Origin of the sequence: Prochlorococcus marinus subsp. marinus str. CCMP1375 (assembly GCF_000007925.1) — a bacterium.
Lineage (GTDB): Bacteria > Cyanobacteriota > Cyanobacteriia > PCC-6307 > Cyanobiaceae > Prochlorococcus_E > Prochlorococcus_E marinus.
This window is the reverse complement of record NC_005042.1, coordinates 1,203,372-1,225,288: the sequence shown is the minus strand read 5'-3', so window position 1 is coordinate 1,225,288 and position 21,917 is coordinate 1,203,372. Positions and strand designations below refer to the sequence as shown.

20 protein-coding genes and 1 tRNA gene are annotated in these 21,917 nt (G+C 35.0%); 7 read left to right on the top strand and 14 right to left on the bottom strand.

Going from position 1 to position 21,917, the window contains the following annotated elements; all coding sequences use genetic code 11:
* Window positions 1-45: 45 nt before the first annotated feature.
* The 6 genes from PRO_RS06505 to PRO_RS06480 all read right to left on the bottom strand — a co-directional run bounded on the left by PRO_RS06505 (window position 46) and on the right by PRO_RS06480 (window position 5,823).
* Window positions 46-993 carry an NAD-dependent epimerase/dehydratase family protein gene (locus PRO_RS06505; RefSeq protein WP_011125474.1) on the bottom strand — a complete coding sequence of 316 codons (948 nt, stop codon included), beginning with the start codon at window positions 991-993 and terminating at the stop codon, window positions 46-48.
* An 88-nt stretch (window positions 994-1,081) separates the two neighbouring features.
* Complete coding sequence (locus PRO_RS06500; RefSeq protein WP_011125473.1) at window positions 1,082-2,596, bottom strand: PfkB family carbohydrate kinase; 1,515 nt, start codon at window positions 2,594-2,596, stop codon at window positions 1,082-1,084.
* Window positions 2,597-2,609: 13 nt separating this feature from the next.
* Window positions 2,610-3,200 (bottom strand): SIS domain-containing protein, encoded by a 591-nt coding sequence (locus PRO_RS06495; RefSeq protein ID WP_011125472.1) that lies wholly within the window; start codon window positions 3,198-3,200, stop codon window positions 2,610-2,612.
* A gap of 2 nt (window positions 3,201-3,202) precedes the next feature.
* Window positions 3,203-3,931: a nucleotidyltransferase family protein gene (locus PRO_RS06490; protein WP_011125471.1), complete on the bottom strand. Its 729-nt coding sequence runs from the start codon at window positions 3,929-3,931 to the stop codon at window positions 3,203-3,205.
* 4 nt (window positions 3,932-3,935) lie between these two features.
* Window positions 3,936-5,171 (bottom strand): NAD(P)/FAD-dependent oxidoreductase, encoded by a 1,236-nt coding sequence (locus PRO_RS06485; protein WP_225866378.1) that lies wholly within the window; start codon window positions 5,169-5,171, stop codon window positions 3,936-3,938.
* A complete protein-coding gene (locus tag PRO_RS06480; protein ID WP_011125469.1) occupies window positions 5,164-5,823 on the bottom strand; it encodes an HAD family hydrolase in 660 nt (219 codons plus the stop codon). The genes PRO_RS06485 and PRO_RS06480 overlap by 8 nt, the downstream gene beginning before the upstream one ends.
* Before the next feature lie 542 nt (window positions 5,824-6,365).
* On the opposite strand from PRO_RS06480, the gene PRO_RS06475 reads away from it, so the two are divergent.
* Window positions 6,366-6,938: a hypothetical protein gene (locus tag PRO_RS06475; RefSeq protein WP_225866377.1), complete on the top strand. Its 573-nt coding sequence runs from the start codon at window positions 6,366-6,368 to the stop codon at window positions 6,936-6,938.
* Between the two features lie 14 nt (window positions 6,939-6,952).
* Here PRO_RS06475 and PRO_RS06470 read toward each other — a convergent pair whose 3' ends face one another.
* Entirely contained in the window at window positions 6,953-8,209 is a 1,257-nt protein-coding gene (locus PRO_RS06470) for a polysaccharide biosynthesis/export family protein (RefSeq protein ID WP_036891884.1), read from the bottom strand.
* Window positions 8,210-8,397: 188 nt separating this feature from the next.
* Here PRO_RS06470 and PRO_RS06465 point away from each other — a divergent pair, with 188 nt between their 5' ends.
* The 4 genes from PRO_RS06465 to PRO_RS06450 all read left to right on the top strand — a co-directional run bounded on the left by PRO_RS06465 (window position 8,398) and on the right by PRO_RS06450 (window position 13,122).
* On the top strand, window positions 8,398-9,423 hold the full coding sequence (locus tag PRO_RS06465; protein ID WP_011125466.1) for an NAD-dependent epimerase: 1,026 nt from the start codon (window positions 8,398-8,400) through the stop codon (window positions 9,421-9,423).
* Window positions 9,424-9,614: 191 nt separating this feature from the next.
* Window positions 9,615-10,658, top strand: a complete 1,044-nt coding sequence (galE, locus tag PRO_RS06460; RefSeq protein ID WP_011125465.1) for a UDP-glucose 4-epimerase GalE — start codon at window positions 9,615-9,617, stop codon at window positions 10,656-10,658.
* A gap of 121 nt (window positions 10,659-10,779) precedes the next feature.
* Complete coding sequence (locus PRO_RS06455) at window positions 10,780-11,703, top strand: UDP-glucuronic acid decarboxylase family protein (protein ID WP_011125464.1); 924 nt, start codon at window positions 10,780-10,782, stop codon at window positions 11,701-11,703.
* Window positions 11,704-11,706: 3 nt separating this feature from the next.
* A complete protein-coding gene (locus PRO_RS06450; RefSeq protein WP_011125463.1) occupies window positions 11,707-13,122 on the top strand; it encodes a nucleotide sugar dehydrogenase in 1,416 nt (471 codons plus the stop codon).
* Window positions 13,123-13,137: 15 nt separating this feature from the next.
* On the opposite strand, the gene PRO_RS06445 is transcribed toward PRO_RS06450, so the two are convergent.
* A tRNA-Arg gene (locus tag PRO_RS06445) sits at window positions 13,138-13,211 on the bottom strand.
* A 778-nt stretch (window positions 13,212-13,989) separates the two neighbouring features.
* Here PRO_RS06445 and PRO_RS06440 point away from each other — a divergent pair.
* Entirely contained in the window at window positions 13,990-14,715 is a 726-nt protein-coding gene (locus PRO_RS06440) for a hypothetical protein (RefSeq protein ID WP_011125462.1), read from the top strand.
* Window positions 14,716-14,727: 12 nt separating this feature from the next.
* On the opposite strand, the gene PRO_RS06435 is transcribed toward PRO_RS06440, so the two are convergent.
* Window positions 14,728-14,964 carry a hypothetical protein gene (locus PRO_RS06435; RefSeq protein WP_011125461.1) on the bottom strand — a complete coding sequence of 79 codons (237 nt, stop codon included), beginning with the start codon at window positions 14,962-14,964 and terminating at the stop codon, window positions 14,728-14,730.
* 20 nt (window positions 14,965-14,984) lie between these two features.
* Window positions 14,985-15,902, bottom strand: coding sequence for a 16S rRNA (cytidine(1402)-2'-O)-methyltransferase (rsmI, locus tag PRO_RS06430; protein WP_011125460.1), 918 nt, complete (start codon window positions 15,900-15,902; stop codon window positions 14,985-14,987).
* Here rsmI and PRO_RS06425 point away from each other — a divergent pair.
* Window positions 15,901-16,818, top strand: a complete 918-nt coding sequence (locus PRO_RS06425; protein WP_413315685.1) for a 3'(2'),5'-bisphosphate nucleotidase CysQ family protein — start codon at window positions 15,901-15,903, stop codon at window positions 16,816-16,818. The genes rsmI and PRO_RS06425 overlap by 2 nt on opposite strands.
* Window positions 16,819-16,833: 15 nt before the next feature.
* Here the strand turns inward: PRO_RS06425 and PRO_RS06420 are convergent, their stop codons facing one another.
* The 4 genes from PRO_RS06420 to serS all read right to left on the bottom strand — a co-directional run bounded on the left by PRO_RS06420 (window position 16,834) and on the right by serS (window position 21,917).
* On the bottom strand, window positions 16,834-19,002 hold the full coding sequence (locus tag PRO_RS06420) for a polyribonucleotide nucleotidyltransferase (protein ID WP_011125458.1): 2,169 nt from the start codon (window positions 19,000-19,002) through the stop codon (window positions 16,834-16,836).
* Window positions 19,003-19,194: 192 nt separating this feature from the next.
* Window positions 19,195-19,494, bottom strand: a complete 300-nt coding sequence (gene rpsN / locus PRO_RS06415) for a 30S ribosomal protein S14 (protein ID WP_011125457.1) — start codon at window positions 19,492-19,494, stop codon at window positions 19,195-19,197.
* 58 nt (window positions 19,495-19,552) lie between these two features.
* Window positions 19,553-20,635 (bottom strand): M50 family metallopeptidase, encoded by a 1,083-nt coding sequence (locus tag PRO_RS06410; protein WP_011125456.1) that lies wholly within the window; start codon window positions 20,633-20,635, stop codon window positions 19,553-19,555.
* A 4-nt stretch (window positions 20,636-20,639) separates the two neighbouring features.
* The gene (gene serS / locus PRO_RS06405; RefSeq protein WP_011125455.1) at window positions 20,640-21,917 is read right to left on the bottom strand and encodes a serine--tRNA ligase; all 1,278 of its coding nucleotides are present in this window, start codon (window positions 21,915-21,917) and stop codon (window positions 20,640-20,642) included.

Genomic DNA, 21,917 nt, shown 5'->3' with positions numbered 1-21,917 from the left:
GCTAATAAGAATACTTGAATCTCATTTCTATTTATTTGATTATAGTTACTTGATATCCAACTCTTTGAGTCTTTTTACAGAAAAGCAAGTTGAATCGGTGTTTAACTTAGACACTTTATAAGCGGAAATTATATCTGATATAGCTGTCTTTACATCTTTGCTTGGCTTAAAACCAATGCTTAATAATTTATCTGAACATTGCCTATACGAACGCGGGTCGTTTGAAGGAGTCACCTTTATTTCACATTGAGGTATCTGTTCTTTCACCATATTTGCTATATCTAGTATTGAGATATTTTCGAAGCCTGCATTAAATGTGCCAGATTCAATTCTTGAAAAGTTTTTCAGGAAAAATATATATACATTACATATATCATCTATATGTATATTTGGTCTTATCTGCTTACCGCCAAAAACTGTTATTACTCCATTTTTTAGAGCAGAGTAAGTTAAAATATTTACAGAAACATCTAATCTCATTCTAGGCGATACGCCGCATACAGTTGCAGGTCTTATACAATATACTTTCATGTCATCCTTATAGCTTAGGAATATCCTTTCTGCGACCATTTTTGTCTTGTTATATTCAGATATTGGTAATAAATCATTGTCTTCTGTCACTCTTTCCTTATCACTAACTCCATAGACACTACCTGAGCTAGCATATAAGAATATCTTCACTCCGGCCTTTTTAGCTTTAGCAGCAAGTTGTTGACTAGCAAGTACATTTACTTCCCAACTTAACCTTGGATCTAATTCAACAGCTGGGTCATTTGCAATATTAGCCAAGTGAATTACGGCATCTATATTCTTCAAATGATGGTCTTCTATATTCCTTATATCTTCTTTAATAATTTTCAAATTTGGATGAGGTTTTAAATATTCACCAAACCAGTTTAAGTCAATCGATATTATTCGATGACCAAGCTCAATTAGCTTTGGTACAAGTACAGAACCCTTGTAACCATTTCCTCCTGTTACTAAAATATTCATTAATCATTTCTAGGAAGATAAACATATAGCACTTATTGAGTTCATTTGTAAAATCTAATAAATGAGAATCAGCCTTCTGTAAGCCTTTTTAAAATGGATTAATTTTTATCACTTTTTGTGTTATGCATTCTAATGTGACTGGTTGATTGCCCATGCTTTCAACTACTAAGGAAGCACCACAGCAGCTTAGAGCAGCTACTTCCATAAGAGGTCTATCGCTGCACATTCCTGCTGCCATAATTGCTAAAAGAGAATCGCCGGCACCTGTTACATCGACTGGATTAACTGATAGAGCAGGAAATGCTTGAATCCTAAGAGACCCATTCTTATTTTTGGAATATGCAATGAAACCATCGGCACCAAGTTTCATGATCATATTTTTACTTCTCGTTTCGGACATAAGCTTTTGGCATACAGCATCTAATCCACTTTGTTTATCTTGGAGAGAAACTCTTGCCTCTCGTTCATTAGGGCACAAAAGCGTGAAATTTTTCATTTTTGATATATCACCTACTTGACTACTACATTGCAGATCTCCGAATAGTTTCAAATCATGGGCTTTAGCCACCTTGTGGATTTCTTTTAGTATTTGAGGAGTAATGACGCCATATACAAAGTCAGAAACAACTATTCCATTAGCTTTAGGAGCTAATGCCCATAACTTTTTGATTATTTTATCAGTGCAATTACGGTTGATATGATGATCATCTAATCTACTTACTCTAAAAAGCTTCTGGTTTTCAACTACATATCTTTTCTTAAAGGTAGTTGGTCTAGTTGAGTCTTCGATTAAATAAGTATTTACAGATTGTTCCTCTAGTTTTTTCTGCAGCCATTGCCCTGAATCATCTTTCCCAATTACTGATAAAAAATCACATTTAGCACCTAGTGAAGCAATATGAGAAGCAACTATTGCTGCACCTCCAATAAAATTTTTTTGTTCCATTTCTTTAACTACAATTACAGGAGCCTCAGCACTCATTCCTAAAGGCTCACATGCAGTGTATTGGTCTACTATTGAATCTCCAATGACAATTAAGCGAGAATTCTTTATTGATTCACCAGTAGTAATTATGTCATTCTTAGTAATTTTTTGTCTTTTTAAAGCATCCATAAATTGCTCTTCCCTCTTGAATTTAATTTCAGACTCTGAACTAATCAAAAGGTCTGATGAAGCATAATTAATATCTCCAGCGTGATATTTAACCTCTTTGCCTTCATCTTTTAAGTACTCTATAGAATCCTTTATATAATTGATATTAGAGTTTTCATATTCTTTACCTAAGACAAGATACTTTGGATTTAATTTTTGAAGACATTTTTTTAGATTATTATCTGGTAAAAGTATTACTGCATCTGCTATGGCTAATTGAGCTACACCTTCAGCTCTTTCAAGTTGGCTGAAATGTGTTCTGGGGTCACCACTTAAGTGTTTTTGTATTGCAACGACAAATTTTTGACCAAGTTCTTTTGCATGCTTTAAATACCTTATATGTCCAGTATGTACAGAGTTGAAGTGTCCATAACCAACAACAGAGCCTATGTATTCTTCGGCATGATCTAATTCAATTACAGGGCAAATACTGCTTTGATTAGTATTCATATGATTATAGCGATTACTTAGAAGCCAAGCTTTTTTGAACAATCCATTGCATACACATATGAAAGATAATGACTTGAGAGTCTTCAGCTATTTGCATATCATTTGTTTGTAAATGGATGACCTTGTCAGCAATATCTTTACACTTTCCTCCTGAGAATGCAATTACTGCATGGCTTTTCATATTTATCTCTTTGCTATATTCAAGTGCTTTAACTACATTTTGGGAATTTCCACTTCCAGATAAAACTATTAAAAGATCATCTTTCTCAGCTAGTACTTTTAATTGATGGCAGTAAATATTTTCATAACCTATATCGTTTGCTAAACATGTGACAATACTTGGATTTGAAGGCAAAGCTATTAACCTCATCCCAGGCCTGGAAGGTTTGCTATAGCTACCTAAACCATAGTGAAAGTCATTGGCAATATGCATTGCATTTCCTGCACTTCCGCCATTCCCACATATATAAGCTCTTTTACCACTATTCCAAGCATGCTCTAGGTCATTTGCGAGTTCTTTTATTGAGAGAATTATTCCCTCAGTAAAAACACTTCTAAGTTCATCTAGATATTGATTTGTAAAATCATTGAATGATATTGGCATTATTACTCATTGAGAGATTCCTTTTTCCACAGCTCTTGAGCTCTGCTAAGGGTTGTGGGGGAACCAATATCTAAAAAAGTAGTTTGACTGTAGCAGGTTTGAATCCTTCCCAAAAGCTTTGGGAGTAAATCCTTACTGATGTCTTGCCCAGAGAAATGAGTTTGATCTAGAAAATCTAGAAATGATTGGTCAAATGCATAAATGGCACCATTGGCAATAAATCCTGGAGGATTCTTAGTTTTCTCGTGGAAAGCAGTGACGACGCCTTTTTCATTAGTTTCTACTATTCCGCATTGAGAGGGATTATCTGTTTTAAAAGTAAGCATTGTTAGAAGAGAATCTTTTGACTTGTTGACGTGAGTATCGATTAGTTCCTCAAGATTATCATTTGTAATATTATCTGCATGAATAATCAACCCTAATGAACCTCTAAAAAAATCTCTATTTACCATTAAAGTACCTGCTGTCCCAAGCAAAGTCTTTTCATATGTTGTATAAATATTTATCTTACTATTATCATATTCTCTTATAGAGGAATTAACTTGATCGGATAGATAATGTGTATTTATTAACGTGGATTTACAGCCTAGATTCACTAGTTTATCCAACCAAATATGTAATAGCGGCTTATTAGATATACTTACTAGACATTTAGGTGTGTTAAGAGTAAGTGGCCTTAGGCGTGTCCCAAAACCTGCAGCTAGAAGTAGTGCTCTTATAGGTAATTTCATTAGTTTAATTTAGTAAAATTGAGCTATCTATAATTAAATCAGCCAAAGCAAAACTTGCTGTAAATGCAGGGGAAACAGCATTAAGAATATGAGAGCTGTTATCAGAGTTAATGCATAAAAAGTCATCTTCTAATTTCATACTTCTTTTGTTGAATAGTTGTGATCTTATCCCCCTCTTAGAGCAAGGCTCAATATCTTTGAATCTTATTGAAGGAATCAATTCCTGAGCTGCTTTAAGAAAAAAAGGTTGAAATGATTGTAAAGCTTGTTGGTGAACATATCCTCTAAAGCCACCTTTATTATTGATGTACTGTCTAGAAAGCAAATCAATACTTGAAATAGCGACCGAAGGTTCTAACCCTTTAATGCCGTCATAGTTTTCTCTCCCCCATGCAGGTGTAGCGGTTGGGCCAATATATATTGATGGAACTCTTTCAGTATCTGGAGTAAAGTGAACTCCTAAAAAAGGTACTGATAAGTCTGGAACTGGATAAAGATTTGATGGGATTTTTATTGAGGATTCGTGCTTTAATTTCCAATAAATACCTTTAAATGGAATGATTGTATAGTCATTCCCAACGTCAAATAATTTGCTGATTCTGTCCGCACCAAGTCCTGCACAATTGAATACATAACTATAAGAAAGATTTTCTTTATTAAAAGTAGTTATTAATTTTTCTTTTGTATTAACATTAATGATTTTTATACCTTTTTTTATTGTTACTCCTTTAGAGGTTAACTCTCTTTCTAAACATTTAATAATTTCAAGAGGCTTTACAACTGCTGTGTTAGGGCTCCATAGTGCCCGCCCACTTTTGGACACAGCTTGTGGGATAAAAGCTTTTAATTGGTTCTCGTCCCATAATTCAACTTTTGCTCCATTCAATTCTCCCCTTTCTTTTAATAGATCTAACTGACAATCGAGGTTGGCTTTGGTTGGGATTACTACTTTACCGCATTTATTAATGGCAAGATTTCTTTCTTCAATCCATTCACAAAGCCGTCTTGCACCTTCTACACTAACTTTTGCTTTTAGTGATCCAGGCTTATAGTATATACCTGCATGTAGTACTCCACTATTGCGTCCAGATGTATGAAGACCAAGCGCTTTTTCTTTATCTAGTATTGTAATGCTTTTTGTTATTCTCCTTTCTATTAATTGATAAGCTAAAGATAGGCCAACCATTCCACCTCCTATAATTATTATGTCTTTAGTTTCACTATTTATCATTTCATTCATTAAAAGAAGATAGTTTGTAAAAAGGGAAGGATTCTAGATTATCTATTAATATTAAGTCTGACCTATTATTTTTGTCGATAAATCTATGCTGTCCATCTGTTTGGCTCAAGATATCACTTCTCTCATCTTTTCCATGACCAGTTTTAATATGAATTAGGCTCTTTATTCCAGCTCTTGCAGCTGATTGAAGATCACTTATTCTATCTCCTATCATTAATGATTTACTCAAGTCAACTGATAGTGTTATTGCTGAATTTAATATCATATTAGGACTTGGTTTCCTCCAGCTATGCAAAGGAGATTCTGGTCCTTGGCCATTTGCATATATGCCAATTATAGAGTTTTCTTCTCCTATTAACTCGATCATTTTGTTCGTAACCTCAATATAATTATCCCACCCAAAATAACCCCTAGATATACCTGATTGATTTGTGATAATTATTATTGGTATGTTTAGAGACTTAGCTTCCTTGAAAAAATCTTTACAACCTTTCTCTAAAATCACGTCATCTTGATTAGAAACGAAGTGGCAATCCTTAATTATCACACCATCTCTATCTAGAAATAATGCTGGCCTAAGCCCCATTGATTCAGGTAGATATAATGGATTATCGTAAAATAAGCTAATGAAATTAGAATAATCTTTATTCATATATTCCTAGAAATATAGTGCTGAATTAATCAATACCATTGCAACTTAATGTAAATGATGTTTCTTTATTGCTATTGAAGCTTCAATTTAACATTTTGTAAGTCTTTTGTCCTACCTTTTACTGGTTTAGTTAATTTCTTATTATTAATAGATATCTATTGAATAAATAATTGCAATAGTTTGGCAATTAGGTGTAATTATTCTGAAATAATTTATCACCCAATATTATAGTAATCTCATTTACATCTAATAAATAATAATAATTTTACTATTATTATTTACCAGCTTAGCTGAGACCAGAGATTATCTTCTAATCCTAAGTTGTTTTGAAGATGTATCATCAGATGTGCTCTTATATCAATTAGGTATCATAAGCACTGTTACCATATAAACTAATATCTAGTAGTTGGATTAGTATTCAAAAAATGAATTCATTGTTATCTTATTTTCGCTATCTGTATAGACTTTTTCTACCTATCCAGCTTAGAACAGCTTTTAGGGATTTCTATAAGACTTTCTTGTATGCACTAAGGTATCTTAAATTGCGTTTTGTTTTACTTAATAAAAGTAACGTCAATTTAATTCTTGGAGCGGCACTAACTTCTCAAGAAGGTTGGTACTCAACCAATGAAAACTGGCTAGATATTTCTAAAACAGAGCATTGGCAAAGAATATTTTCAGGTAGACCTCGTGTAAGCCATGCCGTTGCAGAACATGTTTTTGAGCATCTTTCGGTCAGCGAAATGAGAAAAGCATTGAGACTTATATACCAGCACCTATGCAATGGGGGAAGTTTGCGGATAGCAGTTCCTGATGGTAATCATCCTGATGAGACATATCGTAAGCATACTGGTATTAATGGAATAGGAGCAGATGCCTCTGATCACAAACAATTCATATCCTATGAATTTTTAAAAAAAGAGCTTGAAGATGTAGGGTTTACTTGTGAATTAAAAGAAGGCTATACGAGTGAAGGCCAATTGATAAGAAGTAACATATCAAGGAACTATGGCTTAATTATGAGAACAAGGGATTCAATTAATTATAAAACAGAAAAGCTTGGATGGGATTTTATAGATTCAAATACTAGCTTAATTGTTGATGCCCTTAAGTAAATAATCAAATAATATTAATTGGTTATAGACTCGATTACTTTATAGGTTGAATATAAACCAAGAAAAGGATTAGTAATTTCTGATATTCCAACACTTGTTTTGGCTATTAGACTATCTTCTACATTAACGATATCACCGCTTCTTAGGACAGGATTATGATAAGTGTTGTCTTTCGCATTTTTTCTGTACCTTATACTTCTTCTTTCCAATGTACCATCGCTCAGAAACCTAACAAATGTTACTTTACCTTTAAGTGGTTTCATCCCACCACTTAGTACAATTAGATCATTCAAAGTAGCTGATTTATTGATTACTTTTGCCCCTGGATAGTAAACTCTGCCTGAAATAAATACTTTGTTGAACTTGCTATGAAGATTAGTTCTAGTAGCTATTTTTAATTGCTCATTTAATGCTAACTCACTCTTATTAATCCTAATAATATCACCATCACGTAAGCGTATATTTTCAGCACCTTCTCCATTCTCTAAAACACTGAGAAAGTCAAGCCTAGCCCTTATTCTTCCACCACCATTACTTATACTTTGCTTCCTTACAACTTCCACACTCCTTAGATCAGAATATAGAGTAATACCTCCTGCTCTCTTAATTGCATCGAACAGCTTAGGGGCGACAGGACCATCATAAACAGTTTTTTTCTTTTGAAATCTTTCATCATACTCATCAGGAAATTTCTCAATAAGTGTTCTCTGATCCTCTGTAAGATCTGATGGATTTAAAAAATCATCTCCAAAAGGATCATTTACATTCCCTAGACTTAAATTTATTTCACCTCCTTTAATTAAATAGACACCTGGATTTTGAACTTCACCTTGGACATAGATATTAATAGGCCTATATGTAGTAACTAAAATAGATATATTTGGCTCTATTAGGAATTCGCTATACTTTCTTTCGAGAAGCTTTGTTAATTCGTTTATACTAAGGCCTTCAACATATATACGTTTTAGTCGTGATGTAAAGATTGTCCCATCCCCATCAACAGTCTGTCGTGTCGATAGTTTGCTAGCACTATTAAATATTATCGTAATACTATCTCCTGGCCCTAATAGATATTCTCCTTTTGGTATTTTGTCTAAGTAATCAATGCTAGGTTGATTGTTTATAACCTCTTCATTTTTTTTTGATTCTATACTATAAACTGATGAACAAATGCTATGAGTAAATACAAGAATAATAGCTATGTTCTTGCTTAGCTTTTTTAGTAGCATGTCCTTGCCGAAGCTTGTTATTGCTTTTGAAGAAAAGGGCATTTCAACGTTTCTGGACTAATTGCTTTTAATTTCTACTATACAATATTTATACTTGCCTTAAAAATTTCTTTTTTCTTTTATGATGCGTTAAGCTAATAATGATCAGATTTTTGAGAGTTATTTAGGAATCTTGAAAAGACTAAAGCCTATTCGCTAACCGAAAACCCTGATTATCTTCTTCTCTTAACATGCGACCTGTCCTTATTACTGGTGCAGCTGGTTTTATTGGAGCAGCACTAGTAAAAAAACTATTGAGCGAGGGTGAAAGGGTTATTGGTATAGATAATATTAATGAATATTATGATACTTCTTTAAAATACGCCCGCTTACAATATATAGAGAGTAGCTCTCAAGAATACCTAAAAAATTGGGTTTTTCATAAATTAGGTATTGAGAATATTGATGAAATAAAAGAGATTTTTACTAAAGAATCGCCTCGTATAGTAGTTAATTTAGCAGCACAGGCTGGTGTTAGATATTCTTTAGATAATCCTCATGCCTATGTTCAGAGTAATCTCGTTGGCTTTTGTAATTTATTAGAGATGTGTAGGCATTATGAAGTTGAAAACTTGATATATGCTTCAAGTAGCTCTGTTTACGGAGGTAATACTAATCTTCCTTTTAATGAAACTCAGGCAGTAAATCATCCTGTAAGTTTTTATGCAGCCACTAAAAAATCTAATGAATTAATGGCACATACCTATAGTCATCTATATGACTTACCTGCTACTGGGTTACGCTTTTTTACCGTATATGGACCTTGGGGCAGGCCTGACATGGCCCCTATGAAGTTTGCTAAGGCCATACTTGAAGGAGACCCTATTCAAGTATTTAATTTTGGCCGTATGAAAAGAGACTTCACTTATATTGATGATGTTGTAGAAAGTATTTTTAGATGTTGTTATTTGCAAGCTACTGTTAATAATAATTTTGATAAGTCAAACCCTGATCCTTGCACTTCTTTCGCTCCGCATAGAATTTTTAATGTTGGCAATAGTCAACCTACAGAGTTAGATATTTTTATTAATTTACTAGAGAAATCTTTATCTACTAAAGCTATAAGGGATTTGCTTCCCATGCAACCAGGGGATGTTGTGGCTACAGCTGCTGACACTCAGAAATTAAAAGATTGGACAGGCTTCTCTCCTAGCACATCTCTTGAGGATGGTATTCAATGTTTTGCAGAATGGTATCTTTCTTTTTACCAAAGCTAGTTTTATAATCTATAAAATAATTTAATAGTCAACATTATCTCATTATCAAACTTAAGAGATTCATTTATCTCTAATTCAGGATTTTATTATGATTTTTCTAAGCTATTAATAATTAATTTAGTTTTTTTGCAAAAAGTGTTTACTTGTTATATGATGCATTTATTTAAAATCGTATTTGTCAATAATCAAAGATGAACCGAATATTAGTTACTGGTGGTGCAGGTTTTATAGGAAGTCATACATGCATTACTTTGCTAGAATCTGGCTATGATTTGTTGATTATTGATTCTTTTATAAATAGCTCAGAAGTATCATTAAAGCGTGTGAAAGAAATGTCTGATAATAAAAATATTAATTATTTAAAAGGAGATATAAGAAATTTAGAATTTTTAGACAGTATTTTTAGTAACGCAATTCAAGAAGGAAAGCCTATAGACGCTGTAATTCACTTTGCTGGATTAAAGTCAGTATCTGAATCTACAAAAATACCTCTTACATATTGGGATGTAAATGTCGTGGGCTCTATTGCATTATTTTCGATTATGCGTAAGTACAAATGTTATACAATTGTATTTAGTAGCAGTGCAACCATCTATGGTAATACAGATAAAGTTCCGATAAAAGAGGACTCTTTAATTTCTCCAATTAACCCTTATGGTGAATCAAAAGCAACTGTAGAAAAGATACTTTCAGACCTTTCGTTAAGTGCTCCTTTTGATTGGAGAATAGCTTGTCTTAGATATTTTAATCCTGTTGGGGCGCACCCCTCAGGTCGGATAGGAGAAGACCCTTTAGGTATTCCCAATAACTTGTTCCCTTATATAACAAACGTAGCTGGAGGACAAATCAAGCAAGTAGAGGTTTTTGGAAATGATTGGCCTACACAAGATGGCACTGGAGTTAGAGATTATGTGCATGTTTTAGACTTGGCAGAAGCCCACAAGTCTGCATTAGAATGCTTATTTGCTGAACCTGCGCAATTACTTATTCTTAATTTGGGGAATGGTTTTGGACTTAGCGTGTTGGAAATCATTAATACATTCTCGAGAGTCAATAACTGTGAAGTTCCTTATGTTTTTGCTGCAAGGAGACCAGGAGATATTGCTATTTCCTATGCTGATATTGCTTTGTCAAAGGCACGCCTTAATTGGTATCCTAAGAGGTCTATAGAAGATATGTGTCGTGACACGTGGAGATGGAAACTTAATAATCCAATAGGTTATAGAAGCAAGTAGAATATATTTAGAAGAAAATATATTTTTACCTCTCTTTATAAATTGATTATTTGTATTCATTTATGCTAATAAAATTAATCTTAGTGATACAATTCTGTTTATTAGAGCTACATAATTCTTTTTGAAGAATCTTGTTACTGGAGGAGCTGGTTTCATTGGTTCGCATGTAGTCGATAGACTAATGAATTGTGGTGAGAAAGTAATTTGCTTGGATAATCTCTGTACAGGAAGTTTAGAAAATATAAAAACTTGGATAGATAACCCTAATTTTCAACTAATCAATCATGATGTAATTAATCCGATTGAGCTTAACGTCGATAGGATATGGCATTTAGCTTGCCCTGCTTCACCATTACATTATCAAGAGAATCCTATTAAAACAGCTAAAACAAGCTTTTTAGGTACTTATAACATGTTAGGAATGGCTCGAAGGACAAAAGCTCGATTGCTTTTTGCAAGTACTAGTGAGGTATATGGTGACCCTGAAATTCACCCCCAGCCTGAGACTTATAATGGTTCTGTAAATCCTACTCAAATTCGAAGTTGTTATACAGAAGGTAAACGCATAGCTGAATCCCTATGTTTTGACTATTTACGAGAGCACAAATTAGAAATTCGAGTTGCTAGGATTTTCAATACTTATGGTCCGAGAATGCTTCCTAATGATGGAAGAGTTATAAGTAATTTTATTTCTCAGGCTATAGCAAAGAGGCCTCACACAATTTATGGCGACGGATTACAAACAAGATCCTTTTGTTATGTGGATGATTTAGTAGATGCTCTGATTAGACTAATGTTATCCAACTGTTCTGGTCCTATTAACCTTGGTAATCCTCAAGAATGCACAATCTTAGAATTGTCCAGAATTATTAGCAAAAAGATAAACGCCACTTATGATTTTATTACCTTTTCTCTCCCTAAGGACGACCCCATGAGACGAAAGCCAGATATAAACCTTGCAAAGAGGGAGCTTGATTGGGAACCACTAATTAATCTTGATCAAGGACTTAATCTAACAATTGATTATTTTAAAGGAGAATTATAAATTATGTTGGAAAAAATCAACAATATTTGTTGTATTGGGGCTGGATATGTAGGAGGACCTACTATGGCAGTTATTGCTGACAAGTGTCCAGAAATTCAAGTTAATGTTGTTGATATTAATCAGGCTAGGATTAACAATTGGAATGATTCTGATTTCTCCAACTTGCCTATATATGAGCCTGGATTAGCGGAAATCGTTAAAAACTGTAGAGGTCGTAATCTTCACTTTTCTACTGTAATTGAAGAAAATATTGCATTGGCAGATATGATATTTATATCAGTAAATACACCTGTTAAGAAAAAAGGTATAGGAGCAGGCCAGGCAAGCGATTTAAAATGGATTGAAGCATCAGCTAGACAAATATCAAAATATGCAGTTGGTAAAACAATTGTAGTAGAGAAAAGTACATTGCCTGTCAAAACTGCACAGACAATTAAGAATATTTTAGAAGCACATGTCCTTAACACATCTAATGATAAGAAATTCTCAATTTTATCTAATCCAGAATTTCTAGCAGAAGGAACTGCAATAAATGATTTAGAGAATCCAGATAGAGTATTGATAGGAGGAGAAGATCAGGATGCAATCAACTTACTTATAGATGTGTATTTAAATTGGGTCGATAAAGAAAAAATACTTACAACTGATTTGTGGAGTTCTGAGCTTTCTAAATTAACTGCGAATGCATTTCTTGCTCAACGAATTAGTTCTATTAATTCTATTTCTGCATTGTGTGAGTCTACAGGGGCAGATGTTAATGATGTAGCTCTTGCTATTGGCATGGATAAAAGAATTGGATTGGAATTTCTCAGACCAGGCCCAGGATTTGGGGGAAGTTGCTTTAAGAAAGATATATTAAACTTGGTATATATTTGTAATCATTATGGCCTTTACCAAGCAGCAAAATACTGGCAAACAGTTATTAATTTAAATGACTGGCAACAAAAAAGAATCTCAAAAATAATTGTAGAGAAACTATTTGGAACTATTTCTGGTAAAAAGATAGCTGTGCTTGGCTTTGCCTTTAAAGCAAATACTAATGATACTAGAGAATCTCCTGCGATTAATATCTGTAGAGATTTACTAGAAGAAGGAAGCAATTTGCATATTTATGATCCTAGGGTAAGTCAAGATCAGATAAAAATGGATTTAGGTCACTCACAAATAATTGATTCACAAAATCTTTTATTTGAGGGTAAATGGGAATTTTCTAAATCGGTTGAATTGGCAGCAAACGGCGCAGATGCGATTTTAGTTCTAACTGATTGGGAAGAGTTTAAAACTCTTGACTGGGAGAAACTTTCAAAAATAATGCGGTCTCCATCCTGGCTGTTTGATACAAGGTCTATTTCTAATGCAATTGAGGCTAAATCGTTCGGGATTAATATCTGGAGACTTGGCGATGGAGCTCTAAATTGAGATCTCTGTTTTAAACGCTCCGTTCAGGATTCGAACCTGAGACCCACTGCTTAGAAGGCAGTTGCTCTATCCAGCTGAGCTAACGGAGCTCGATGATTTGCGTTGGGTTTTTCTATAAGCCCCTTGAGTTGTTAAGAGCGAGAGTAATCCCAACATCCCTTCAACTATTTTTACTTTACTGACTTATCGGTCATGTAATCCATTAAAATTTAAGCCTGAAGATAATTTCATTTATAAATGGCAGAAAGATACCATTTTATTAGCTAAAGAGATTATAAGTATCCAAAAATTACATCGTTGCTCTTGAAAGAAAGTAGACTTTCTATAATGAGGTTCTATTCCATCAGAATCTATTTAGAATATTTGTTCTCATTAATATTGACTTGCATTTGATAAGAAAAATAGTTTAGAAAAAATATTTGTTTAGTTTTAAACTGGCATTAAATAAATTTTAGACCTTATATACTTGCTGTTTATAAATTGCTAATTATTTACTTGTTTTCATATAATTGCTGTTTATTGGTCATTTTTTGCAAGCCTAAACTTCATTCAAGTCTTTTCTAGAAATGAATTCTAAGTATCACTTTTATATAACCATGTTGGATCTATAGGATAAATTCTTTATTTTTTATCCGCAGTTTTGTTCAAACTTTCTAAGACCTTAGACTTATGAAGGTGATTTTAACTGATATGGTTTATCTTTAGGTTGTTACTATATAGTAACTTTTCATCTGAATGCTTTTTGTGGTAGGAACTTTTTAATTGTTGATCGAGATGGTTTTTTATCTGTAGCATTCATTCTTCACATTTTGCACATTCAGGAGAGTTGGCAAAGTAGGTTTGTATGGTTAGCTCTCTAAAAAATTTTTGGCCCGAAAAATCACGGAAATTGTAAAAAAGCAGATATTAGAAGGCTTCCTCTCTGGTAAGTCTTTAACGGTTCTTGCGAGGGAGTATGGGTGTACTCCAAGTACCGTTACTAGAACAGTGAAAACTGTATTGACTGAAGAAGAATATTCAGAATTAAAAGGGAAAAGACGAAAGGTCAAACCTTTGGATCTTTCTTCTTCAATAGATACTGATTTTGCTGCGCCCATTGAAAGTTCTGAGACCATTGCAAAAGAAATGGACCTAAAGGATTGCGAATCTTTTGACGAGTCATCTTCTGAAATGCTTAAATCCGAACAAAAGAATCTGGTTGATACACCAAAGCATGATGTTGATGTATTTACAGAAATTGCACCGTTAACTGAAGAACACTCTTGGGATGAACAAAAAGAGGTTGCTTGTATACCTCTAGAAGAATATTCTTTCCCTCAAATTGTATATATGCTAATAGATAGGAAAGTAGAACTTGAGGCAAAACCTCTTAAGGATTTCTCTGATTGGAGTTTTCTGTCAGAAGATGATCAAAATAGACTTGCTCTTCCTCTTTTTAGTAATCAGCGTGATGCTAAACGTCTTTGTTCAAGAAATCAAAAGGTACTAAAAGTTCCTGACTCTAGAGTTTTTATGCTTTCTTCTTCTTATTTGCTTTCTAAAGGTATTAGCAGAATATTAATAGATGATTGTTTGTTATCTATAGATAAATAGAATAGATTTTTATCAATATTCTTTATTTCTAGAAGTCGTTATTAAGCTTGCAGTTAAACCACCACTTAGTGACCCAAGTGCAATAGAAATACCCACTAAAAAACCTGTAGGATAACTTTCTGTAGAAGAGAATCCTAAATTTATATTATGTCTATCGCTTAAGTTTTGAGAACCTAGGCAAATCATTAAAACTAATAAGAGGCTATTTGAAAGACTTGCTCCTAATAGGATTATTTTTCTTGCCATCATTTTTTAATATTTAAGAAAAATCATTTTGCTGTTCGGGTTTGAGAATCATCATTTTTTTTTATTTTTTGAGGAATTAATGAATAAAGGAAATTTTTTGAGTAGCCAGTTTTCTTTGCCAATTCCCGAGAAGCATTTTTTAAGCTTAACCCTTTGTCTAAAAGTCTTTTCATTTCTTCTTGTAATTCGACATTGTTTTTCTTTTTCAGCTCCTCGCTATTTGGCTTTCCTCCTAAAACAAGAGTAAATTCTCCTTTAGGTTGGTTATTGGTGAAATGTTCTAGGGCATTCCCAAGTGTTGGCCCAATTTGCTCTTCATACTTTTTTGTAAGCTCTCGAGCAACTTGCAATGGCCTGTTTGTTCCGCAGAGATCATATAATTCCTTTAAGAGTTTTAATAGTCTGTGAGGGGATTCATAAATTATTGTGGTCCTTTTTTCTTTGGCAATACTCTGAAGAATTAATGACCTGTCTTTTTGTTTGTATGGCAGAAAGCCTTCAAAACAAAATCTCTGAGAAGGTAGCCCGCTGCTTACTAGTGCTGTAATCGCTGCACATGGACCTGGGATGCAAATGACGTCATGTCCAGCTTGCCTTGTTGCTAAAACAAGCTCTTCTCCAGGATCGCTAATCCCTGGGAGCCCTGCATCACTTATTAATCCAAGACTTTCTCCAGCATCCAATTCTTTAATGAGTTTTGGAATTCTTAACTTGGTATTGTGCTTATGAAAACTTACAAGCTTTCCTTTAATTTTAAATTTTTTGAGAAGTTGTCCGCTATGTCGAGTGTCTTCGCATGCGATAACTGATACGTTTGATAGAAGATGCTTTGCTCTTGGTGAAAGATCTCCAAGGTTTCCTATTGGTGTCCCTATTACATATAAGACGCCAGAATTTGGCTCAAAAGTTTTTTTTGAAATGTCTTCTTTGTCTAGATCCATCATGAAAAAAGAGGTTGAACTTCCTAATGGAGTTAATTTGAATAATTTGTTGGAGAAACTTAGAGAGTTGAGTTGGGGCGCTGCAGATATTCTGAAGGCATATGCAAGAGGAGAAAAGCCTCCTTATGATTTCCCTGAAGTTTTGAGTGTTCAAGAAGGAGGAGATGGACCTGTATCTGCTGCAGACCTTGCAGTTAATAGCTGGCTAATTGAAGGCTTGAAGGCAAGTTTCGCATCTGTAAAATGGGCGTTAATTAGTGAGGAAACGGCTAAGGAACAGCTTGTGATAGGGGAGCCTTTGAACAATCAATGGGTGTGGATATTAGATCCTTTAGATGGAACCAAAGATTTCCTACAAGGCACCGGAGAATATGCAGTGCATTTGGCTTTAGTTAATGGTAATAATCCTGTTTTAGGAGTGGTTTTGATACCTGAATTAGAAGAACTTTGGATTGGATTGGTAGGCTCAGGATCATGGTGCGAGGACCGTTTTGGGAATAAAAAACCTGCTGTTTTTAGTAGTCGAAAAGAAATTAGTGAAATGACTCTTGTAGCAAGCAGAAGTCACAGAGACGAAAAGCTAGAGAAGTTGATTAACTCACTTCCTTTTGCTCAGAAGCAAATAGTAGGAAGTGTCGGTTGTAAAGTTGCCAAAATTCTTAAAGGGGAAGCGGATTTCTATATATCTTTATCAGCTAAAACAGCTCCTAAAGATTGGGATATGGCTGCTCCTGAAGCTGTTTTAAAAGCTGCTGGAGGTAGTTTCACCCACGCAAATAACAAACCTTTGAAATACAACACTGGAGAAATAAATCAATGGGGGTGTTTGATAGCAAGCCATGGTAGAAATCATGACTTGTTATGTAGTGTTATTCAAAATGAATTGTTATCTATTGACCCTTCTTTTTCAGTATGAATAAGTTTCTACTCTTTACATCAAAGGTGCTACTGGAGTGGGGGTTGGCTGTGGATAATATTGCATGTCTCCATTTTGTGGAATACCCCTTAGAGTTAGATTGATTCTGCCTCGATTATCTATTTCTCTAACCCTTACAGTTACTTCATCACCTACTTTGACAACATCTTCAACTTTCTCTACTCTGGCTTCTGATAATTGAGAAATATGTATCATTCCTTCTTTGCCTGGAAGGATTTCAACAAATGCACCAATAGGGATAATCCTTGTAATTGAGCCTGTAAATACTTCTCCCTCATGAACTTTCCTGGTTAGACCTTCAATTATCTTCTGAGCTTCTTCTGCTGCAACTCCATCATGTGATGCAATGGTTACAATTCCGCCATCTTCTATATCTATTTTTGTATTTGTTCTTTCAGTTATACCTTTGATAGTTCTTCCACCAGGTCCAATAACTGTTCCAATAAGTTCAGGGTCTATTCTGAAGCTTAGAAGCCGTGGTGCATGAGGAGAAAGAGTCTCTCTTGGTTTGTCAATAGCTTGAACCATTTTTTCTAGAATATGAGTTCTTGCAGGCTTCGCTTGATTTATTGCTTCTCCAATTATTTTTATAGGTAGGCCTGTCATTTTCATATCCATTTGAAGAGCAGTAATACCTTTTTCTGTACCTGCGACTTTGAAATCCATATCTCCCAAAAAGTCTTCAATTCCTTGAATGTCAGTGAGTATTCTTACTTCTTCTCCTTCCTTAATAAGGCCCATAGCAGCTCCGCTTACAGGTGCTTTAAGTGGGACTCCTGCATCAAGGAGTGCAATTGTGCTACCACAAACAGATCCCATTGAGGTAGAGCCATTTGAGCTTAAAACCTCACTTACTACTCGTAAGACATAAGGGAAGGACTCTTTAGGAGGCAAAACTGGGATAATTGCTCGTTCCGCTAAAGCGCCATGACCAACTTCGCGGCGTCCTGGGGTACGCATAGGTCTTGTTTCGCCTACTGAGTAAGGAGGGAAATTATAGTGATGTATATATGTTTTATCGGGACTTGGGTTTAGATCATCCATTTCTTGAGCATCACTAGGTGTTCCTAGTGTTGCTGTGGAAAGTACCTGGGTTAACCCTCTTTGAAACAGACCAGATCCATGAACACGTTTTGGAAGAATACCAGCTTCGGCGGATATCTCTCTTACTTCATCAAGTGCTCTTCCATCTACTCTTTTTCCATCTTTGATAATTTGCTCTCTCATTAGTTTTTTAGTAAGAGCTTTGAAGCTTATTCCTAATAGTTTTGTATTAGTTGTTATTGATTTCTTGACTGCATTGTCATCTTTAAGAGAATCAATTTTTTCTGCACAATTAGTTTTGATTTCATCAAGCTTTAAATCTCTGTCTTCTTTGGAAAGATCGAATTCTTTTAATAATGCACTAATTGGTTTTGTACAGTTTTTTTCTAAATAGGAAGGTACTGTTTCATCCAAGTCTGGCTTTTCAGGTTTGATTTGAGTTAGACCTGAGTCTTTCAGAATAGATTCCTGAGCTTTAATCAATTCATTAACTGCTTCATAGCCAAAGTCAATTGCCTCAATTACATCTTGTTCAGTTAGTTGATTAGATCCTGCTTCAACCATTACAACTCCATCAGGAGTTCCAGCAACTACTAAATCTAAGTCTCCTCGCTCGATTTCTCTGAAGCTTGGATTTAAGACAAAGTCATCCCCTAATAAACCAACTCTAACAGCGGCCATAGGTCCATAAAATGGAATTCCAGCAAGGAGTGTTGCCATTGATGAGCCTGTTACAGCTAAAATATCGGCAGGCACTCTTTCATCTAGTGAAAGACAAGTAGCAACAACTTGGATATCATCTCTCATCCAATTGGGAAAAAGAGGTCTGAGAGGACGATCTATCAATCTTGAGATTAAAGTTGCTCTTTCAGGAGGTCTTCCTTCTCGCCTCATGAAACTTCCAGGAATTCGACCAGCCGCATAAAGCCTCTCTTCGTAGTCGCAACTAAGAGGAAGGAAATCAGCTCCTTCTCTCCCTTGCCCTTGGGTTGCTGTTACTAAGACTGCTGTGTCACCACATTCAATCAATACTGAACCACCAGCCTGTGGTGCATATCTCCCTGTTGTGAGCCGTATTTCTCGACCATCGAAAGAGACCGACGTTGTCTGACCTTGCACGTTTGCTTATGTCTTTTTATCTAAGGACATTGTTGCACCTGAAGGTGCTTATTGATTATTAAATATGCAATTACTTTTATTTTAAAAGTTTGCCAGAAGGCCTTTTTAAGCGCTAATTCATTGGAGCTACTAAGTTTTGACTAAAGTTATGTGATAAATAATTAGAGAGGTAATTTTTGATTTCCCTATTTACTAACTTGATTTAACAACACCTGGGAGCTCACCTTTATGAGCTCTTTCTCTCAGTTGATTGCGACAAAGCCCAAAGTCACGATAAACCCCTCTAGGTTTTCCTGTTGCCCAGCAACGGTTTCTCATTCTTGAGGGCGCACTATTTCTTGGAAGAGCCTGAATCTTTCTATGAATCTCTAAACGTTCCATAGGATCTTTTGCAGAGTGAAACTGATCTAACAACTTTTTACGCTTTGAGGCATATCTCTCTACTAGTTTTTTACGCTTAACATCTCGCGCAATCATCGATTTTTTGGCCATGTAAGCCTTCTCTTTAATGTAGTAAAAAGATTTTACTCCTTTACCCTCACTGAACGCCTTATTTATTGGCCACTTGCTGAAATATTTCTAATTGACTGGTGTCTCGAATGATAAGCAATATGCTTATCCCTATTAGAATTATAAATCCAGATTGCATAAACCAAAGTTGAATTTTTTCTGGAATGGGCTTGCCTCTTAATGCTTCAATAAGGATTAAAGTGAATTGCCCTCCATCGAGCAAAGGGAATGGTAGAGAATTAAGTACTGCGAGATTAATCGATATCAAAGCTGCAAAAAGAATTAAACCAGAAGCGCCTTGCCCTGATAATTGAGCGCCAAGCTCAACTATCTTGACGGGACCACTTAATTGTTTTGATGTTGAATTAAAATCTGTAAAAAGACTTTTATAGCCTTGAATGGTTTTAGATAACAAATTAAAAAACTTTGAATTAGTGTAATAAAAAATGTCTGTCAAACCATTTGCAGGTCTAATGCTTCCATTTATATTTACTTGTAATTGCGCTCCGATCTTGCCAACTCCTAAATGTTCTATAGGAGTAAGTTTTATTATCCCTTTTGTACCATTAGTATCTTTTTCTATAGAGATTGTTTGACCTGGGGAATTTTTAATTTTGTCGACCATACTTTCAACTGCTTCTTGTCCTGAACCAAGGTTGATCCCATCAATACTTATAATCTGATCCCCAGCCTTTAGTCCTGAGAGTGCAGCTGATTGCTGATTTTGAACATCTATTATTAATACCCCTGGATCTGGTTGATTGGGTATCCCAATAAAAGTAGCTTGTCCACATAAGGCAAGCCATGCAATCAGCAAATTTGCGATTACACCCGCAGAAATCACTAATAATCTTTGAAATATCGGCCTATTAGAAAGAAGGTCTGGGTCTTCTTTCGATATGGTACTTTCTTGTTCATCATCAGGGAATGATACAAAGCCTCCTAAAGGGAGTGCCCTAATTGAGTAAGTAACTCCTTGAAATTCCTTTTTTATTAGAGCCGGGCCAAATCCTATTGAAAATCCACTAACCCGAATACCTTGAAGAGTTGCAGCAAGAAAGTGTCCTGATTCGTGAAAGAAAATTAATAATGCCAAGACAGAAATAGAGGCAATTAAATTCATATCTTTATTGAGGGGTCAATTGGTTCTCTCCAAAATATGGGACTAGTGCTTTTGGCAGTTTGACAGTTCCATCAGATTGCTGTCCATTCTCTAGTATTGCTGCCATTGTTCTGCCAATTGCTAAACCGCTAGCGTTGAGAGTATGAACAAGTTGAGTTTGATTGCCTTTCTTAGTCCTAATAAAAGATCGCCTGGCTTGAAAATCATCACAATTGCTGCAACTAGAAATCTCTCTGTAGGAATTTGCTCCAGGGAGCCAAACTTCTAAGTCATATGTGCATGAAGCTGAGAATCCTAAATCTCCTGAACAAAGCTCTACAACTCTATAGGGTAATTCTAGTTTCTGAAGAATGGCTTCTGCGTCTGCAGTAATGATTTGGTGTGCTTCTTTAGATTTTTTAGGCTCAACGAACCAATAAAGTTCAACTTTATTGAACTGATGTAGTCTTATTAGACCTCTAGTATCTCGACCATAGCTTCCAGCTTCTCTTCGAAAACAAGGGCTATACGCTACATATTTAATTGGTAGTTTTTCAAAAGGTATAACTTCATTTCTATGTAAAGAAGTTAAAGGTACTTCTGCTGTTGGAGTCAGCCAAAGATCATCTTCTGAACATTTAAAGCTTTCTTCTGCAAATTTTGGAAGTTGTCCAGAGCCTTCAAGACTTGCTGTGTTAACAAGAACAGGAGGAAGTACTTCTGAATATCCCTTAGAAGTATGAATATCCAGCATAAAGTTAATTAGTGATCTTTCTAACCTTGCTCCATGGTTGAAAAGAGTTACAAAGCGGCTTTTTGCAATTCGAACTGATTTTTCTGTATCAAGTAGACCAAGCTCTTCAGCTATTTCCCAATGTTCTTTATATCCTTCACCTTTTAGAGGATTCCCCCAATTACGTATTTGAAGGTTGTCATTTTCATCCTTCCCATCAGGACATTCTGAATAAGGGATATTTGGATAATTGAGAATTCTTTTTCTAATTGACTTGGCTAGAGCTTTTTCTTCTTCTTCAAGTACATTTATTTCTCTTTTCAATTCATTGCCTTTGCTGCGTAATGAAACAACTTCTTCTGAATTAGGACTAATGCCAGATTTAATTTTCTGGCCAACTTCTTTACCTATTAAATTCCCTTTTGCTTGTAAAGAATTGCGATGCTGCTCCAGTCCTTTAAGTCTTTCACTAGCTTCTGTTAAAGGGGCCAAATTAACTTTTAAGCCACGACGAGCTAAGCCTTTTTCTATAAGAGTTGGGTTTTCTCTAATCTTTCTCTGATCAAGCAC

Coding starts and splice junctions, on each gene's coding strand:
- PRO_RS06505 (WP_011125474.1), bottom strand. CDS start 993: ATGAATATTTTAGTAACAGGAGGAAATGGTTACAAGGGTTCTGTACTT.
- PRO_RS06500 (WP_011125473.1), bottom strand. CDS start 2,596: ATGAATACTAATCAAAGCAGTATTTGCCCTGTAATTGAATTAGATCAT.
- PRO_RS06495 (WP_011125472.1), bottom strand. CDS start 3,200: ATGCCAATATCATTCAATGATTTTACAAATCAATATCTAGATGAACTT.
- PRO_RS06490 (WP_011125471.1), bottom strand. CDS start 3,931: ATGAAATTACCTATAAGAGCACTACTTCTAGCTGCAGGTTTTGGGACA.
- PRO_RS06485 (WP_225866378.1), bottom strand. CDS start 5,171: ATGAATGAAATGATAAATAGTGAAACTAAAGACATAATAATTATAGGA.
- PRO_RS06480 (WP_011125469.1), bottom strand. CDS start 5,823: ATGAATAAAGATTATTCTAATTTCATTAGCTTATTTTACGATAATCCA.
- PRO_RS06470 (WP_036891884.1), bottom strand. CDS start 8,209: ATGCCCTTTTCTTCAAAAGCAATAACAAGCTTCGGCAAGGACATGCTA.
- PRO_RS06465 (WP_011125466.1), top strand. CDS start 8,398: ATGCGACCTGTCCTTATTACTGGTGCAGCTGGTTTTATTGGAGCAGCA.
- galE (WP_011125465.1), top strand. CDS start 9,615: ATGAACCGAATATTAGTTACTGGTGGTGCAGGTTTTATAGGAAGTCAT.
- PRO_RS06450 (WP_011125463.1), top strand. CDS start 11,707: ATGTTGGAAAAAATCAACAATATTTGTTGTATTGGGGCTGGATATGTA.
- PRO_RS06435 (WP_011125461.1), bottom strand. CDS start 14,964: ATGATGGCAAGAAAAATAATCCTATTAGGAGCAAGTCTTTCAAATAGC.
- rsmI (WP_011125460.1), bottom strand. CDS start 15,902: ATGGATCTAGACAAAGAAGACATTTCAAAAAAAACTTTTGAGCCAAAT.
- rpsN (WP_011125457.1), bottom strand. CDS start 19,494: ATGGCCAAAAAATCGATGATTGCGCGAGATGTTAAGCGTAAAAAACTA.
- PRO_RS06410 (WP_011125456.1), bottom strand. CDS start 20,635: ATGAATTTAATTGCCTCTATTTCTGTCTTGGCATTATTAATTTTCTTT.